The sequence below is a fragment of the Ruminiclostridium hungatei genome (assembly GCF_002051585.1).
Taxonomy (GTDB): domain Bacteria; phylum Bacillota; class Clostridia; order Acetivibrionales; family DSM-1351; genus Ruminiclostridium; species Ruminiclostridium hungatei.
The window spans coordinates 1-17,626 of the sequence record NZ_MZGX01000035.1 but is presented as its reverse complement, the minus strand read 5'-3'; the positions used below and the strand labels follow the sequence as shown (position 1 = coordinate 17,626).

16 protein-coding genes and 1 other annotated feature are annotated in these 17,626 nt (G+C 44.4%); of the genes, 2 read left to right on the top strand and 14 right to left on the bottom strand.

The genetic code is table 11. From position 1 onward, the window contains the following. Positions 1-37: 37 nt before the first annotated feature. The gene (locus tag CLHUN_RS20275; RefSeq protein WP_080066516.1) at positions 38-538 is read left to right on the top strand and encodes a helix-turn-helix domain-containing protein; all 501 of its coding nucleotides are present in this window, start codon (positions 38-40) and stop codon (positions 536-538) included. A gap of 416 nt (positions 539-954) precedes the next feature. Here CLHUN_RS20275 and guaA read toward each other — a convergent pair whose 3' ends face one another. From guaA to CLHUN_RS20205, 13 genes are all read right to left on the bottom strand, one after another. Next, on the bottom strand, positions 955-2,490 hold the full coding sequence (guaA, locus tag CLHUN_RS20265; protein WP_080066514.1) for a glutamine-hydrolyzing GMP synthase: 1,536 nt from the start codon (positions 2,488-2,490) through the stop codon (positions 955-957). A 211-nt stretch (positions 2,491-2,701) separates the two neighbouring features. Then, complete coding sequence (gene mnmL / locus CLHUN_RS20260; RefSeq protein WP_080066513.1) at positions 2,702-3,634, bottom strand: tRNA modification radical SAM protein MnmL/YtqA; 933 nt, start codon at positions 3,632-3,634, stop codon at positions 2,702-2,704. Beyond that, positions 3,621-4,979, bottom strand: coding sequence for a nickel pincer cofactor biosynthesis protein LarC (gene larC, locus CLHUN_RS20255; protein ID WP_080066512.1), 1,359 nt, complete (start codon positions 4,977-4,979; stop codon positions 3,621-3,623). The genes mnmL and larC overlap by 14 nt, the downstream gene beginning before the upstream one ends. Before the next feature lie 137 nt (positions 4,980-5,116). Beyond that, positions 5,117-5,863: a nickel pincer cofactor biosynthesis protein LarB gene (larB, locus tag CLHUN_RS20250; protein ID WP_080066511.1), complete on the bottom strand. Its 747-nt coding sequence runs from the start codon at positions 5,861-5,863 to the stop codon at positions 5,117-5,119. 187 nt (positions 5,864-6,050) lie between these two features. Then, a protein-coding gene (gene prfB / locus CLHUN_RS20245; protein WP_117387093.1) for a peptide chain release factor 2 occupies positions 6,051-7,173 on the bottom strand; the annotation gives its coding sequence in 2 pieces (ribosomal slippage) (positions 6,051-7,097 and positions 7,099-7,173; 1,122 coding nt in all). A gap of 67 nt (positions 7,174-7,240) precedes the next feature. Next, entirely contained in the window at positions 7,241-8,068 is an 828-nt protein-coding gene (locus tag CLHUN_RS20240) for a Cof-type HAD-IIB family hydrolase (RefSeq protein ID WP_080066509.1), read from the bottom strand. Positions 8,069-8,173: 105 nt separating this feature from the next. After that, positions 8,174-9,340: a pyridoxal phosphate-dependent aminotransferase gene (locus CLHUN_RS20235; protein ID WP_080066508.1), complete on the bottom strand. Its 1,167-nt coding sequence runs from the start codon at positions 9,338-9,340 to the stop codon at positions 8,174-8,176. Continuing rightward, the gene (locus tag CLHUN_RS20230; RefSeq protein ID WP_080066533.1) at positions 9,337-9,816 is read right to left on the bottom strand and encodes an Lrp/AsnC family transcriptional regulator; all 480 of its coding nucleotides are present in this window, start codon (positions 9,814-9,816) and stop codon (positions 9,337-9,339) included. Before CLHUN_RS20230 ends, CLHUN_RS20235 begins: the two co-directional genes overlap by 4 nt. A 148-nt stretch (positions 9,817-9,964) precedes the next feature. Further along, positions 9,965-10,255, bottom strand: a binding site (T-box leader). A 133-nt stretch (positions 10,256-10,388) separates the two neighbouring features. Beyond that, positions 10,389-10,820, bottom strand: coding sequence for a DivIVA domain-containing protein (locus CLHUN_RS20225; protein WP_080066507.1), 432 nt, complete (start codon positions 10,818-10,820; stop codon positions 10,389-10,391). Between the two features lie 209 nt (positions 10,821-11,029). Continuing rightward, positions 11,030-11,356, bottom strand: coding sequence for a thioredoxin (trxA, locus tag CLHUN_RS20220; protein WP_080066506.1), 327 nt, complete (start codon positions 11,354-11,356; stop codon positions 11,030-11,032). A gap of 86 nt (positions 11,357-11,442) precedes the next feature. Beyond that, positions 11,443-12,381 carry a hypothetical protein gene (locus tag CLHUN_RS20215; RefSeq protein ID WP_242656580.1) on the bottom strand — a complete coding sequence of 313 codons (939 nt, stop codon included), beginning with the start codon at positions 12,379-12,381 and terminating at the stop codon, positions 11,443-11,445. A 200-nt stretch (positions 12,382-12,581) separates the two neighbouring features. After that, on the bottom strand, positions 12,582-13,610 hold the full coding sequence (locus CLHUN_RS20210; protein ID WP_080066505.1) for a phosphodiester glycosidase family protein: 1,029 nt from the start codon (positions 13,608-13,610) through the stop codon (positions 12,582-12,584). Between the two features lie 176 nt (positions 13,611-13,786). After that, the gene (locus CLHUN_RS20205; RefSeq protein ID WP_165755810.1) at positions 13,787-14,191 is read right to left on the bottom strand and encodes a putative ABC transporter permease; all 405 of its coding nucleotides are present in this window, start codon (positions 14,189-14,191) and stop codon (positions 13,787-13,789) included. Positions 14,192-14,469: 278 nt separating this feature from the next. Between CLHUN_RS20205 and glgP the strand changes: the two genes are divergently transcribed. After that, positions 14,470-17,031 (top strand): alpha-glucan family phosphorylase, encoded by a 2,562-nt coding sequence (gene glgP / locus CLHUN_RS20200; protein WP_080066503.1) that lies wholly within the window; start codon positions 14,470-14,472, stop codon positions 17,029-17,031. Positions 17,032-17,327: 296 nt separating this feature from the next. On the opposite strand, the gene CLHUN_RS22615 is transcribed toward glgP, so the two are convergent. Then, positions 17,328-17,626: hypothetical protein (locus CLHUN_RS22615; protein WP_242656579.1), on the bottom strand; the 299-nt coding region annotated here is incomplete at its 5' end.

The window sequence follows — 17,626 nt, the reverse complement described above, 5'->3', positions numbered from 1 at the left end:
ACAAAGCACTCATTTACATGTGATTGGAGATAGTAATATGGCTATTGGTGAAAGAATCCGGTTTATCCGCAACTTGCGGGGCATGACGCAAAAATATCTCGGCTTGGCTGCCGGTTTTGATGAAAGAACTGCTGATGTTCGTGTAGCACAATATGAATCGGGGACCAGAACACCGAAGGACAGCATGATCAATTCACTAGCAGTTGCTCTGGGTATCAGCCCAGAGGCCTTAACAGTACCGGATATTGATTCTTATATTTGTGTCATGCACACGCTGTTTGCACTGGAAGACCTTTACGGATTGAGAATAAAAAATCTAGATGGAGAACTTTGCATTACACTTGATAAATTTAATAGTCCGTCTTTTTCAACTATGTTTGATATGTTCAGCACATGGCAAAAAGAGTACGATAAGTTCAAACGCGGTGAGATTACCAAGGATGAATACGATGACTGGCGTTATAACTATCCAAAAATAGAAGCACAGCGCATCAAAGAGGCACTTGATGCTCACCGTGCTGAAAGGAAGGAACAATAATATAATATGAGGAACTATTTTTCCGACGGTACAAATTTCAGATTACAAATCAAGTCCTTGGTTCTGGAATATATGATGTCCATCCCTGAATGTGCCACTAATGCTATAGGTATGAAGCAAGCCGAAATATTTAGAGCTTGTGGCCTTGATTGGGGCGAACAACCTAATGCATCATCATCAAACCAGCAGTACTGGATAGTAGCCCTTTTACGGGAATTAGAACGAGAAGGCAACATACAAAGAGACATATCAACTAAGTTGTGGCGTTTAAAATAACAAAAAAGAGCTAACTGACACTCAAAATCAGTTAGCTCTTTTCATATGAATAATGCAATTAGTGTTGCCAAAACGTTGCCACGGGAGTGTTTGAAAGTCCGAAAAACCGCATAGTTACTAGCTTTTTACTGTCCTCCAAATCATTCCCACTCTATCGTCGCCGGCGGCTTCGAGGTGATGTCGTACACTACTCTGTTTATGGACTTGACTTCGTTTATTATGCGGTTTGACACCTTCTCCAGTATGTCATAGGGAATCCTTGCCCAATCCGCCGTCATAAAGTCTGTTGTTGTCACTGCACGAAGTGCCAGCGTATAATCATAGGTTCTTTCGTCCCCCATTACTCCCACGCTTCTCATATTGGTCAGCACCGTAAAATACTGGTTTATTTCTCTGCCCAGGCCTGCCGCCTTTATCTCCTCACGGAAGATGTAGTCGGTATCCCTCAGTGTATCCAGCTTTTCCTTGGTCAGATCACCAATTACCCTGATGGCAAGTCCCGGTCCCGGGAAGGGCTGTCTCCAGACAATGTCCTCCGGAATACCCATTTCTTCTCCGGCCTTTCTTACTTCATCCTTAAAGAGGTTTCTCAAGGGCTCGATTATCTCCTTGAAATCCACATGGTCAGGAAGTCCGCCCACATTGTGATGGCTCTTGATTACCGCCGCATCACCGTGTCCGCTTTCTATAACGTCAGGATAAATTGTTCCCTGCACAAGGAAATCCACCTTTCCGATTTTCTTGGCCTCATCCTCAAATACCCTGATAAATTCTTCACCGATTATTTTCCTTTTGGTCTCAGGGTCGGTTACTCCCTTGAGTCTTTCAAGGAATCTTTCTTCACAGTTTACCCTGATCATATTTATATCATATTGTTTTCTGAATACCTGCTCAACCTGGTCTCCTTCGTGCTTTCTCAAAAGGCCATGATCCACGAATATGCAGGTAAGCTGCTTTCCAACGGCCTTGTGTATGAGTACGGCGGCTACCGACGAATCAACTCCGCCTGAAAGCGCACACAATACCTTCTTGTCTCCCACCTTTTCTCTGATGGCTTTGATAGACTCTTCAACAAAGGCCGACATCTGCCAGTCACCCTTGCAGCCGCATATATTGTAGAGGAAGTTTCTCAGCATGTCTTTTCCCCTGGGGGTATGCATAACCTCAGGATGGAACTGTACCGCATACAGGTTTCTTTCCAGATGCTGCATTGCCACCGTCGGGCAGTTTGCAGATTTGGCAATAACCGTGAAGCCCTCAGGAGGATTGCTTACAAAATAAGTATGGCTCATCCAGCAGGTCGTATTTTCATCTACATCCTTAAAAAACGGCTGATTATTGTCTATAGCTATCTCAACCTTACCGTATTCCCGCTGTTTTGCAGCGTCCACATTGCCGCCCAGCATTACGCCCATCAACTGCATACCATAGCAGATTCCCAGTACTGGAATACCCAGTTCAAACACTCCCGGGTCACATTTTGGCGCACCCTCGTCCAGAACTGAATTGGGGCCTCCCGTAAAAATAATTCCCTTGGGATTATATGACTTGATACGCTCCAGTGACGCATTATAAGGGATAACCTCACAATATACGCTGGCTTCTCTGACGCGGCGGGCGATCAACTGGTTGTATTGTCCACCGAAGTCCAGTACTAAAACCATCTCATTATTCAAGAATAACACTCCTCTTATTGTTTAATTGATTTGAATTTTAATTTAACACATTTGGTAATAATGCAAAAACGGCTAAAACATCGCCTTCTGTCAAGGGCCGGTTTCAATCTCTCTATAGAGATTTTAGCACAATTGACTTTAATATTTTTATATTATATCGAATTTTGTCCGGTATGCATAGCATGAAAAAATATTTTTAAGAATAAGTTTTTCACTCTCCCAGCATAGCTTTGCCGCTTTTATACAGCCTTCCCTGCCAGGTGTTCCGTTCCGTCATTCTCGCCTCTATCATTTCCTGAAGCTTCCACCAACTGGTATTCCAGTTGCAAAACACGGTTCTTTCTGCCGGAGCCCTGCCGATAAGTCTTTGAACCACAATATCCGGCTTGAGGTATTCAAGAAAAGCTATAGTCCTGTTAATGAATTCCTCCGCCGAAACAGGCTCTACTTCCCTTCTCTCATACATTCTCTCAAGCTCTGTACCCTTTAGTATATATAATGAATGGCATTTCACCTGGGAAACCCCCAGCGCTGAAATAATTTTTGCCCCTTCAATAACATCATCCAGATTATCCATAGGAAGGTCGGTTATATAATGGGCACAAAGCTCAAGCCCGTGTTTTCTTATACAGGCGGCTGCCTCTATGAACTCCGCAAGGGTATGGCCTCTTTTGAGCAGCTTAAGGGTATGATAATTGACAGTTTGCAGCCCCAGTTCAATAACAATGTCTATACCCTTTTGCTTCTTCAGGCGGGCCAGAAATTCCATGTACCGGTCTGCAATACAGTCGGGCCGGGTAGAAATATATATGGCTACTATGCCATCACCGCAGGCCTCGGCTATGTTTTTTACAAATAAATCATAAGGGAGATAGGTATTTGAATAGTTTTGAAAATACGCAATGAATTTTTCACTTCCATAGTTTTTACCTATATACTTTGCGTTCCGGCTGAGCTGCTGTGCTACGGACAAAGTACAGGACAGGTTTTCAAAGCCTGCCCCCTCTTCACCGCAAAAAATACACCCTTCCATACCCAGTCTGCCATCCCTGTTGGGACAGGTCACAGGCAGGTTCAGCGGAAGCTTGTATACCTTTGAACCATATTTATTTTTAAGAAACTGTGAAAATTTATTGTACAGCAACGCTGTTTCCTTCCTGCCTGTAAGTTTCATTTACCATTTCATAGACCTTCGTAATAGGCAAGCCTGTCTTCTGAGCAATACTTTTGCAGTCCTCATATTCCGGAGCAAACTTATGTATATCGCCTATTCTGGCGATTTTAACCCGTACGTCTCCGTACCTGGTATTGACCTTTACAAATTCCCTGTTCATACAATAGCGGGCGGATCTTGTTACCCTTATGCCAAGAGTGGAGGTCTCACTGAATATAACCTCTGAAAATTTCTTTTCGTCCTCACACCGAGACAGGACGGTCAGCATGACAGAAGGCCTGCTTTTTTTCATGTATATGGGTGTGTAATACACGTCCAGTGCTCCCAGGTCAAACAGCTTCTCCATGGTATAGCCCAATATTTCAGGCGACATGTTGTCAATATTGGTTTCAAGAATTGATATTTCGTCATTTGGCACAGACTCCTGCTCATATATGGTGCCAACAACAGCTCTCAAGGCGTTGAACCGGCCTGTATTCCTTTTTCCCATACCATAGCCGTTTTTCTCAATGGACATGGGAGGCATTTTCCCAAAGGAACAGCAGGTCATCTTAAGTATCCCTATACCTGTTGGAGTGACAAGTTCAAACGGAACATCCTCCGTAATAAGGGGAATCCTGCTGTTGCAAAGCATTTCCATTACCGCCGGAACAGGAACAGGCAGCAGACCGTGGGCACATTTTACAAAACCCTTTCCCTCGTGCAGCTCAGAGGCATAAATCCGTTCCACTCCCAGCATATCAATGCAAATGCAGGCGCCAACAATATCCACTATGGAATCCACAGCCCCCACCTCGTGAAAATGCACCGCGTTGATGTCCTTGCCATGCACCTTTGCCTCCGCTCTGGCTATTTCCCTGAAAATCTTGGTGCTCATGGCCTTGACTCCGGGTTTCAGGCTGCTGCTCATTATAATGTCTTCAATATCCGAAAGGTTTCTTTCCTTGTGTGAATGCTCGTGTTGGTGGTCATTGGAATGTTCGTGGTCATGCCCATGGGAATGGTCATGACTGTGCTCATGGGCATGGTCTGAACCGTGCCCAATGGAATGGTCGTGACTGTGCTCATGGGAATGCCCGTGACTGTGGTGCTGCTGCTCCTGCCCACCGTCCTCTTCCTCGTGGAGGATAACATTTACATCCGTACCGGTAATACCGTTTTTTACAACCTTCTTTATCTCTATGGAGTAACCGTTAACCCTGAGCTTTTCCAGTTCCTGCAAAAAAGCATTTTTGTCCAGGCCCAGATCCAGCAGTGCACCCAAGGTCATGTCTCCGCTTATTCCTGAAAAACAGTCAAAATATAAAACTCGCATCAAATCCTCCGTATTTCCCGGCAAATCCTGTTAAATCCCCGTTAACCCCTATTAATCCCTTAGTATCTTAATCCTGCTCACTCTTATTAATTCCTGTCAACACCTGCTTTATACAGGAAACAGCTCATTAAAGCGGCCTATAGCTTGTTTATATTGCTGGCAAGATAGCCTGCGCCAAAGCCATTATCAATATTTACCACTCCGATTCCGCTGGCGCAACTGTTGAGCATGGTGAGAAGTGCTGCCAGGCCGCCGAAATTGGCGCCGTAGCCCACACTTGTGGGAACGGCTATGACGGGCTTATCCACCAGTCCTCCCACCACACTGGCCAGGGCGCCTTCCATCCCTGCCACAACTATAATTACATTTGCCTGGGAGATGGTATCCATTTTGGAGAAAAGTCTATGGATGCCTGCCACGCCCACATCGTAAACCCTGTTCACCCTGTTTCCCAGAACCTCTGCTGTAATAGCGGCCTCCTCTGCAACAGGGATATCCGAGGTGCCGGCAGTTATGACAGCAATCTGCTTCTCAGCCACAACGATTTCTCTCCTCTTGACCACAATAACTCTGGCAGCCTCATGATATTCCGCATCGGCTATTATATCCCTGACAGCGGCAAAATCTTCCTTTGAGGCCCGGGTGGCAAGTATATTGTTATTCTTCTCCATCAATCTTTTAACTATTTCAGCAATCTGCCCGCTGGTCTTTCCTTCACAGTAAATAACCTCCGGATAGCCAACCCGTATGCTCCGGTGATGGTCAATCTTGGCAAACCCGATGTCTTCATAGGGCAAAGCCTTGATTTCCTTAAAGGCCCGGTCAATATCAACCGTTCCGTCTTTCACTCCCTCAAGCAGAGTCTTTAATTCTTCAGAATTCATGCCATCCCTTCCTTCTCATATTCAAAGACGGTACAACATTCGGTAAATCCCGGCACATAATCTGGGTATATTTTTTTGAACTACATTGTTTGTCAAATTGGAATAAAGCAATTATTCCGCACTCCTCCGCCTTGTATTTCCAAAAAATCTCCTCCAAATTTATGCACCCTATTTATCCAATGCTGTACTAGGCAGTAGTATTACCTTCCTCTTTTTCCCTGGAGAGAAAGGCGTTGATAAACCCGTCCAGGTTGCCGTCCATAACTCCGTTGACATTTCCTTCCTCGTAATTGGTACGGTGGTCCTTTACAAGAGTGTACGGACAAAATACGTAGGAACGTATCTGGCTGCCCCAGGCTATATCCATCTGGACACCCTTCAAATCCTCGATTTTTTCCTTCTGCTCACGTTCCTTCAATTCAAAGAGCTTTGCCTTGAGCATCTTCATGGCAGTATCCTTGTTCTGGAACTGGGAACGCTCGGTCTGACAGGAAACCACGACCCCGGTGGGTATGTGGGTAATCCTTATGGCAGAGTCGGTTTTGTTTATATGCTGTCCTCCCGCTCCTGAGGCCCTGTAGGTATCAATCCTCAAATCATCGGGATTGATGTTGATTTCAATGGTATCGTCCAATTCAGGCATGACATCAAGTGAAGCAAAGGAAGTATGCCTTCTTCCCGACGCATCAAAGGGTGATATTCTCACCAGGCGGTGTACTCCCTTTTCGGATTTCAGATAGCCATAGGCGTTTTCTCCGATTACATGAATGGTAACGCTTTTTATTCCGGCTTCATCACCGTCCAGAAAATCCAGTATTTTTACTTCATAGCCCTTTGCCTCTCCCCACCTGGTAAACATGCGCAAAAGCATCTCTACCCAGTCCTGGGCTTCTGTTCCGCCGGCCCCCGCATGCAGCGTAAGTATGGCGTTGTTTTTGTCATAGGGCCCGGTAAGAAGAGTTTCCAGCCTCAGTGCTTCCAGGTTCTTTTTCAGACTTTCAAGACCTTCTCCCACTTCAGGTATCACGCTTTCGTCCTGTTCCTCAAGACCCAGCTCCGTCAGTGTGGTCATATCCTCCCACAAGGCGGTCAGACCGGTAAATCTCTCTATTTTGGTTTTAAGGTTTTTTGTTCTTTGCAGTATCTTCTGAGAATTCTCCATATCATTCCAGAATTCAGGTTCAGAAGCCTTGTGCTCAAGCTCGGCAATCTCATCGCTTAGTCTGGCGATGTCAAAGTGAAGCCCTCATTTCCTCTAAATTGCTTTTCAAGCCTTGCAGTTCCAGCTTGTACTGTTCTAACTCCAGCATTTAATCATCCCTCTCATATGTTAATTGTTTGTGCTTAAATACACTTCAATACTATTATATCCAACGTCTAGCCTTTTGCCAAAACAAACTTTTCTATTGCCTGAGCTACACCGTCGTCATCATTGCCAGCCGTTATGTACTTTGCGGCAGCTTTGGCAACGGCCTCACCGTTATCCATGGCAATGCCAAGGCCGGCGTATTCAAACATGGACACGTCATTTTCATTGTCTCCAATGGCAATCATCTGTTCCGGGGGAATTTCATATATCAGGGACAGCTTTTCCAGGGCAGCCCCCTTGCTCACACCTTTGTTCATCACCTCAAAATTGTCAAAGTTGGAGCTCATGATATCAACCTCTTCCAGCTTCTCCATTTCCATACGGGTCTTTCTCAACTGCCTGGGGTCGTCACTGACTATTACAAACTTCAGCACCTTGCCGGGAATACTTTTGAGCTTTTCCTGCATATCTCCCACAACTTCAATATCTACCCGGTCTTCAGGGGGCAGAAACTTATTTTTTTCAAAATACTTTTTGGAGGTAAAGCCCAGCTTCTCAGTAAGCATGGTATCCCCTGCATACACATGAAAATATACTCCCTGCTGCTTGCAGATATGGTTTACCTTCAGGCTTACCTCCAGGTCCATATAGTCGGAATAAATTATATCACCGTCCAGCCTTTCGGTTATTATTGCGCCGTTGCAGGCAATAATAGGGTCTCTGGAGCCTATTTGCTTTGCATAAAGCCTGGCGCCTGTATATACCCTTCCCGAGCAGATCACAACCTTAACGCCCTTTTGCATAGCCAGAAAAATAGCCTCCTTATTCCTGTCCGATATTTCCTTGTCCATATTCAGCAGTGTTCCATCCAAATCTATTGCCACCAATTTATACATTTTTAAACATTTACCTCTCCCCAGCTTAATAAACCGTAAGCACCAAAAACCAAAACACAAAAGTATCAAAGCACCAGAACACCAGGCCCGGCACTTTTAGACCTTTTATCCCAGGCTGTCCGTAAAAATCCTGATTCTTTTCATTGCTTCCATTATGTTTTCCATGGAGGAGGCGTAGCATGCACGTACATAGCCCTCTCCGCATTCTCCGAAAGCCGTGCCCGGCACTACCAGGACTTTCTGTTCAAGCAGAAGCCTTTCACAGAACTCGTCGGAGCCAAGTCCGGAGCTTTTGATATTCGGGAAAACATAAAACGCACCCTTCGGCTCAAAGCTGCTGTAGCCGGACTTCCTGAAACCGTCCAGCATGACTCTTCTGCGCCTGTTATATTCCTTTGCCATCATGGCCACGTCTTCCTCACTGTTTTGCAGGGCTTCTATGGCAGCGTCCTGAGCAGTTGTGGGGGCACACATTATTCCGTACTGATGTATCTTTTTCATTTCATTGATAAGGTCCCTGTGACCGCAGGCATAGCCCAACCTCCAGCCTGTCATGGCAAAGGATTTTGAAAATCCGTTTATTACCACCGTCTGCTCCCTCATCTCAGGGAAGCTTGCGATTGAAGTATGGCTGCCCTCATAGGTAAGTTCACAGTATATCTCGTCCGACAGCACCACTATATTTTTATCCTTGAGCACCTTTACCAGTTGGTACAAATCCTCCCTGGACATAATGGCCCCTGTGGGATTGTTGGGAAAGGGAATGATTACCACCTTGGTTTTTGGCGTTATGGCGTTTTCCAGCTCCTGCGCAGTGAGCTTGAACTGGTTTTCCTGCTTCAGGGGAATGGTCACAGCGGTAGCTCCGGTGAACCCTGTGCAGCCCTTGTAAGCCACAAAGCTGGGCTCCGGGATAATCACCTCGTCCCCCGGCCCTACAAGCGCCCTCAGAGCCGCATCTATACCTTCGCTGCCTCCAACTGTCACAAGTATTTCATCTACAGGATTATATTCCAGTGAAAACTTTCTGGAAAGATAGCGGCTTATCTCTTCTCTGAGCTCAATAAAGCCTGCATTTGAAGAATACTGGGTATGCCCGTTCTCCAGCGAATATATACCCGCCTCCCTTATATTCCAGGGAGTTATAAAATCCGGCTCACCAACTCCGAGAGATATCACATCCTTCATTTCGTTTATCAGGTCAAAATACTTTCTGATGCCCGAAGGAGGGACTTTCTTTATTCTGTCCAAAATCATATCCTTCATTATCATATGAATATCTGCTCCCTTCTGTCGGTCTGCTTTTCTTCAAAAATAGTGCCCTTATCCTTATACTTCTTCAGGACAAAATGTGTTGCACAGCTCAGAACCGATTCCAGGGGAGCAAGCTTTTCGGAAACAAACAATGCAACCTCCTTCATGGTTCTTCCTTCAATAATAACCGTCAGGTCAAAGCCCCCCGACATGAGATAGCAAGCCGTGACCTCGGGGTACTTGTATATCCTGTCTGCTATTTTATCAAAACCCAAACCTCTCTGCGGAGTTACCTTTACCTCTATAAGTGCCGTGACCTTTTCTCTTTCGGTTCTGTCCCAATTAATCAAAGTACTGTAGCCTGCTATAATATTTTCCTCTTCAAATTTCTTTATGGCCTCTTTTACCTCTTCCACCGGCTTTCCAAGCATTACCGCTATTTCCTCGGCTGTGGCCCTGCTGTTTTTTTCCAGAATTTCTAAAATCTCTAATATCTCTGACATAAGAATCTCCTCCTGTTAATTAATATATCCTTTATTTAAATTTGCAAATTATATCTAGTGATCTGTAACACCTAGGGTATGCTTCTTTTTGTGCTCCTACCCGGCTGATGACAATAAAAAAAAACCAAGTCCTCTGAAAAACAGGGACGAAGGTTTCCGCGGTACCACCCTAATTAATGCATTAATATGCATTCACTTTAATAATAATGCGGCATCAACTTCCTTGTAATGCTTACATTACCCGCCTGTAACGTGGCGTTACGTCTTTTTCTACCTGGCCAAGGACATCCATCGCTTCCTGTGGGTTTCGAAAAAGCCGCTCCCGGGCTGCCTTCAGTAAAAACCAATACCGGGCTTCCACCAACAGTTGACTGTTTCCCGGCTCTCTTTGACTGGCTTATCACTTACTCTTCCCATTCACAGCATTTATTAATTATTTACTTCATATATAAATATTATATGATGTATATGTATTATATGCAAAACAATAATAAAACTATTTCATAATTTATTATATTATAAGTCAATTCAAATCTTTATACAAGCAAAAATACACCCGGAGCTCATTCACTTATAAAGCCCGAAAGCTCTCCCTCATATTTCTTGAGCTTGTCAACTACCTCAACCTTCAGTATCTTAAGCTCCTCCTTGATATCCACAAGCTTTTCCTTTTCCTCTTCCACTTGCTTCTCAAGATTTTTCTTTTCACTTAAGGCCTGAAGCTTTGCTTCACTTATAATGGTCTCAGCCTTTTCCTGAGCAGTTATAAGTGCAGTTGCTATTCTTTCCCTATCCTCCTGTATTTGCTCAAGGCTTCTGCTGATATCGTCATATTTGGACTTTATGTCACGATACATAGCCCTTACCTCGGAAATTTCCTTTTCCTTGGTTTTTATTTTGTCTTCATACTCTTTATTTAATCTTTCAAGGTAATCATTGACATGCTGTTTCTTGAACCCAAAAAGCGAAGTTGAAAACTTTTTTTCACCTGCCATAACGCTTCCTCCCAAAAAAGACCAATAATTGATAATATTATTTAATAATTAATAATATCTTCCATTATAGCAAATGAATCTCTTAAGTACAAGCTTGACCATGTCAGCCGTTTATAAGAGATTCACCTGTAATGTACCGGTTATATAATTATTAATAATATTTGATACAATTACGCATCAAAGGGTTAAGCCGCTATGTCCGGTTATAATCATAAGTGCTTTTCAATAAGCTCTACAAATTCGCCCTTTGCTCTGGCTCCCACGATTTTTTCAGCAATTTGTCCATCCTTGAAAATAAGTACCGTTGGTATGCTCATTATTCTGAATTGAGCGGCCAGTTCACCCTGATCATCCACATTTACCTTGGATACCTTGATTTTTCCGTCAAACTCCTCCGCCAGCTCTTCCATTATGGGAGCTACCATTCTGCAAGGGCCGCACCAGGACGCCCAGAAATCCACAACCACGGGGACATCTGCTTTTACAACAGCCTCCTGAAATATATCGTTAGTGATATCAACTATTTTACCTGACATAATAAATTCCTCCTGATTTACGTGTTTATTACTTAAACTTAATTTATTTATACCCATTTGCCTGATTATTAAACATTCCCATTGACTTAATATTCCTTAAGAGAAGTAATGTTTACCCGGCTGCCGTCCATTGATACCAGCGCGCCGTCCAGCACTTCCAGAATATCACCTCTGAAGGAAGCCTTCAAGTCATTTTTTATATTGATTATTTTGTTTTCTTCCCTGCTGACACAGTACATGTTGCCGTTTATGGATATTACAATATCCTCAGGGCGTAAGGGTTCCTTCAAGGGTGTCTTTGTCCAGTTGTCCGTCAGCTTCCCTTCTTCAATCTTCTGCTGGTATATCTGGGTAACCATGCCGTTTGTGCCCAAGACGCCTATATACAAGGTGTCATTTGAATCTATGTCCAGTATTCTTACATTTTCAGCCTCCACAGGCACCTTGTTTTTGACCTTGGTCATACCGTCATATACATATATGGCTTCGCCGGGATTCTGGTATACAAGTTTGTTGAAATAATTGCTTTCCTTTATCAGTGCATCGGGACCAAGATTCATCACATGGGCATACTGGCTCATAACATTGAACCTGACAATCTTCGATCTTGTGTCCGAGGTGTTTATTTTTGCATAGACTACGTTTGTATAAGGTGAAAGGTCTATATCCATCACCTTGCTGTCCTTGGTCAGATCCTTTATCTCAGGGTAGTCCCTGGTGGTTTCCGAATCGGCCTCATAGGTGGACAACTGCACCACACCTGCTTTACCGTCCTTGGTGTCCGAGGAGAATATTACCATGTCCCTGTCAGGCAGCCATTTGAAGAAGGTTATCCTGTCATTTTCAAGGCCTGCTATTTTTTTATCCTTGTTTGACTTAATATTCATTATATGCAGAATTCCGTCTTTATCTACAAAAGCACCAAACCTTGCGTTATAGGATATCCTTACCTGCTTTACACCCTCGGGCACCTTAAAGTCTCCCGTCAGCGGATCTGCCTTGGTCTCGGTATTTATTACACTCACTGAACCATCTGAATTTAAAAATATATTATTTATATAGAATAAAAAGCAAAACTGAAATATTATGGCTAATAAAATCCATTTATACCACTTAACAAGAGTTTTCACCTGGCACGCCAGCCTTTCCGGCTCACCTGTGGTTTTTAACCGCAGCACGCCTGCCGTGAGCCCGGAAAGGCATGCATAATTCTTGCTGCTTAAGCTTAAGGCATCACCATGAACACTGAAGGTACTGATCTTTCTCCAAGTGCGTCGGAGGGGGTATTTATCACCTTGCCGTCATAGAACATTGTGGCGGAAGAACCGCCATCCAGATTTGCGGCATTTACAGCTCCATGCTTCAGCATTATATCCTGTACTTCCTTCAAGGTGGCCCCAAAGGATTTCAGGCTTCTTCCGTCTATTACAAGCAGAAGCACTGAACCGTCCTCTTTTTGCCCTATGACTGTCCTGGGAGATATACCCCAGCCCCCGTCTCCCTTGATGGTAGGCTTTCCGTTTACTACCAGCGGAGGTCCGAAGCTTATGGCCTCCTTCACCTTGTATTTCTTGAGATCATTTTCAGAGTGCTTTCCTACTATAAGCATGCCGTCTTCAGTAAAGGCAATGGTATCCCGCTTTTTATCCTTGTCCTTGATTTCTCCGCTGATATATTTGCCGTTGCTGATAAGGTAGCCCAGAGGTGCTCCCCCTGTGCCCGCCCATTTGGTGTCAATGAAGCCCCCGCCGTTTATGGCAGCTACAGCACCGTTTCTTTTTGCTATACTGCTGGTGGTTTCACCGGCCCGGGGCATCTGGTTTGAATATCCCACCCTGATACGTGTAGGGTCTCCCACCAGCAGCATCTTTCCTTTGAAATTGCTGCTTTCTATGTCAAAAAGCTCTATCTTTCTGGTATGCTTTATGCCAAAGTTAAGCAGGTTTATGGACTCGGTATCCACATCGGATATGGCATACCCGTCCCCAAGTATACGGGAGATTGCTACGTCCGACAAAAAGGCTTTGGGAATCTTCTGAAGGGTAAAAGAGTTCCAGGTCATACCGGTAACTGTCCTTTTCACATTTTCAAAGGGCCCGTAAAATACCAGCAGGGGCGTGGTAAAAGACATGAATATGAATTCGAAAATCAAAAACGCCAGTAAGCTTTTAAGCTTTGATTTCTTTTTTTTCTTTTTGGCCTGTTTGAACTGGTTTTGACGTTCAAACTGTTCATTTATCGTTATATTGCTCATTAATCCCCCTAAATAAATAAAACAAAAACACAAAATAAGACAAACACACAAATAAAAAGCATACACCATTGTGTATACTTTTTTCTAATAATAAATATCTAAAGTAATTATATTATAATATCGTACTTAACATATTTCAAATGAATCACAAAAAATTAATAATTGTAATATTTGTGTCATTTAATTATTTTCACCCTGTCCAGAAGCATATGCGCCCTTTCAAAGAGCAGCCCTGCCAGAAACCAGGCGGGGGCATAATCCAGCCTGACAATGCCCTCAACGGCAAATCTGCCGAAGTACTGCCATGGATACACGTGCAGGATGCCCAGTATGATTTTTCCCGTGGAGTATTCGATACCCCAGATTATTACAACCCAAATCAGCCCCCGCAGCATGATATTCCAGGGACGGATAATATCATGAATAGGTTCCAGGAAAACACCGCAGCCATATATAAATAACATCCACAGGCTGGTATAAGCCTCCAGGGTCAGATTGCCTTTAATCAGAGAATACACTCCTGTCCAGACAATTTCCATGCTCCAGCCGATAATACCGTAAATAAAAAATCGTTTTATCATAATATATATTTGTATCACAATTTGGTACTTTTTATTTATGGAAAACATAAATTATTTAATGTATTTTTTTCCAGCCCTATTAATATTGATTTCAGCACCGGACAAACATGAAATTTTACAGGCTATAAAAGGATTTACATGTTAATACTACCAATAACAGTTGGTTTGTGTTATTATATCAGCAACCGAAAACGTAAACAAAATGTAATTTCCATAGCTTAGTTGCAGAAATAACGGGTAGAAATAATATAAGCAAATCAACAGATTGGAGGAAACATATGTATCTTGTTGGAAAAATCAACGTAATATCGGCCTTACCGGATAAATTTAAAAGATTGAATGATATTGCATATAATTTGTGGTGGTCCTGGAATCCGGAGGCTATCGACCTTTACAGGGAGATAGATCTGGAGCTGTGGGAAAAGGTAGGGAAAAATCCCGTGCGCTTCCTGCAGGAGGTAAGCCAGAAGAAGCTCCAGGCCAAATTGGAGGAGCAGGCCTATATGGATAGGCTGGACACTGTAGTGGCCGATTTTGACAAATATATGACAGAGAAGGATACCTGGTATTCAAGAAATTACCCTGAACGCACCGGAAAAAGCATAGCATATTTTTCGGCGGAGTACGGGCTCAACGAAGTACTTCCCATTTATTCCGGAGGCCTGGGAGTACTGTCCGGAGACCATTGTAAATCCGCCAGTGATTTGGGGCTGCCCTTTACGGCAATCGGCCTCTTTTACAAGCAGGGCTATTTCAGCCAGCGAATAAATATCCACGGCTGGCAGGAAACCTGCTTTAACAACCTGAATATTTCACAACTGCCTGTTTTGCCTGCATTTGACGCCAGCGGCAGGCAGGCGGAAATCAGCATCACTTTCGCCGGAAGGACAGTGTTCGCCAAGGTCTGGAGAGTCCAGATAGGGAGAATCAATCTCTATCTTATGGATACCGACGTTGCTCAAAACAGCCCTTCCGACAGGGCACTCACCTCAAGGCTGTACGGAGGTGACCAGGAAACCAGAATACAGCAGGAAATCTTCCTGGGTATCGGCGGAATACGCGTTCTGGATGCCCTGGGCATACATCCCAGCGTATATCATATGAACGAGGGGCATTCCTCCTTCATGGGGCTGGAATTGATCCGCAAGCTGATTAACGAAAGGCATCTGACCTTTAAAGAGGCCCTGCAGATTGTATCCGCTTCAGCCGTTTTCACCACTCATACTCCTGTCCCCGCCGGAAATGACACCTTCCCCCTTTATATGATGGATAAATACTTCGGGGACTTCTGGGGACAGCTTGGCATCAGCAGATATGATTTTCTGGAACTGGGGCTTAAGAAACCCGAGGATCAGAATTTCAATATGACTGTCCTGGCGTTGACACTGGCAGGCAGAAAGAACGGGGTAAGTGAGCTTCACGGAGCCGTTTCGCGGGATATATTCTCAGATGTGTGGCCTGAAGTACCAAAGTCCGATGTGCCCATAACCCATATAACCAACGGCATTCACACCCTGACCTGGTTGTCTCCCAAAATAAAGGAGCTCTATGACAAGTACCTTGAGCCCGGCTGGAAAAACAGCATATACGACAGTGCCGCCTTTAAGGGTGTAGACCTTATTCCTGATGAGGAGCTGTGGAATACACATCTGGAATTGAAGCAAAAGCTCATAAGCTTTGTCAGGGACAGGATGAAGGCCCAGAAGCTGGCCAACGGAGAGTCCATGGAAGCCGTAAGGCATGTGGATTCCTTCCTTGATCCTGATGCGCTCACCATAGGCTTTGCCAGAAGATTTGCAACCTACAAGAGGGCAAACCTCATATTCAGAAATCTGGCAAGGATACAGAATATACTTAACAACCCGGGAAAGCCCGTGCAGGTCATCTTCGCAGGAAAAGCCCATCCGGCTGACGGCCCTGCCCACGAGGTCATCAAAAATATAAATGATATTGCAAAGCAGGAAGGCTTTTACGGAAAGGTGATACTTCTGGAAAACTACAATATGACCGTTGCTCGAAACCTTGTCCAGGGCGTGGATGTGTGGATGAACAATCCCAGAAGACCGCTGGAAGCCAGCGGAACCAGCGGGCAGAAGGTTTGCATAAACGGTATAATCAATTTCAGCATCCTGGACGGCTGGTGGTGCGAAGGCTACAATGGGGAAAACGGCTGGGTAATCGGAGACGAAACCGAATTTGACAATGAAACCTCCCAGGATAATATAGACAGCGAATCCATATACGATATGCTGGAACAGAAAATAGTACCCCTTTTCTACAAGGTCAACGAAAAGGGAATTCCTGTGGAATGGATTGCCATGATGAAAAATTCCATTAAGTCTCTGGCCTGGAATTACAGCACTGACAGAATGGTGAAGGAATATGCCGAAAGAATGTACCTGCCTGCCATGGAAGGCTCTGAAAAGCTGTTGAACGACAACTGCAGCGCAGCCAGAAGCCTGAGCTATTTTAAGGAACACCTGAAAAATAATTGGGCACAGGTGCAGCTTATGGCGGAGAAAAATGAAAACGAGCTTAAGGACTATAAATCAAATTCCGGACAGGAGCTTTATTTGACGGTCAATGCACAATTTGGAGCAATCGATCCTTCCAGCGTGGAAGTGGAAGTGTACTACGGTATCTTTGAAAACGGCAGTATAACCAGCCCCCGGTCAGCCAGGATGGATTGTGTGGAAAAGCTCGGAGACAGCCTGTATAAATACTCCCTAAACCTTAAAATAGAGGACGGCGGAGAGTATGCCTATACCTTCCGGGCGACCCCAAGGCATCCTGACCTTATAAACAGGTTTGACACAGGGCTCATAAGATGGGTAATGTAATTTAAAATCAGCCTGATGTGCCGGGGGATATGTGGTGACCTGCAGATAGCTGTCTTGCTGCTCACTCCGGACGCTCTTAAAGTCGTCCTCTGTGAACTGCAGATTTATCTGTTCTGTCAAAAACTTTATCTGTCAGCACACATAACAGGCTGATTAAAAACCCTCCCTTACGGCTTAAAAACGCCGTAAGGGAGGGTTTCATATTTTACATATTAAGCTCAGTGTACTGCCTGATCTCCAGTATTGCACGTCCCCCTCAATCGCTGTCTCTCAGGCTTGCACGCACAAACGTGTCGTCAATCAGATTTATTCCTTTTCCCATCTATTATATTTTGCGCCAGAAATCTTGATACCGTTGAATTGCTCATTATCAGCGGGTTGTCCAGCAGCTTCATCTGCAAATACTGTATTACATGCTTTAAATTAAGCTTGTATTCATTTATTGCTTCCAAGGTAGGGCATTCTTCACTCAGCAGGCTGGCAGCAGATGCCTCCACTATTGCCTGGTAGTCCTGTATCATTTCCAGGTACAGCCATATTTCCTCTGCCTGCTCAGTTGGCGTGCTGCCGCCTGTATTGCCCGTCCCCTCAATCG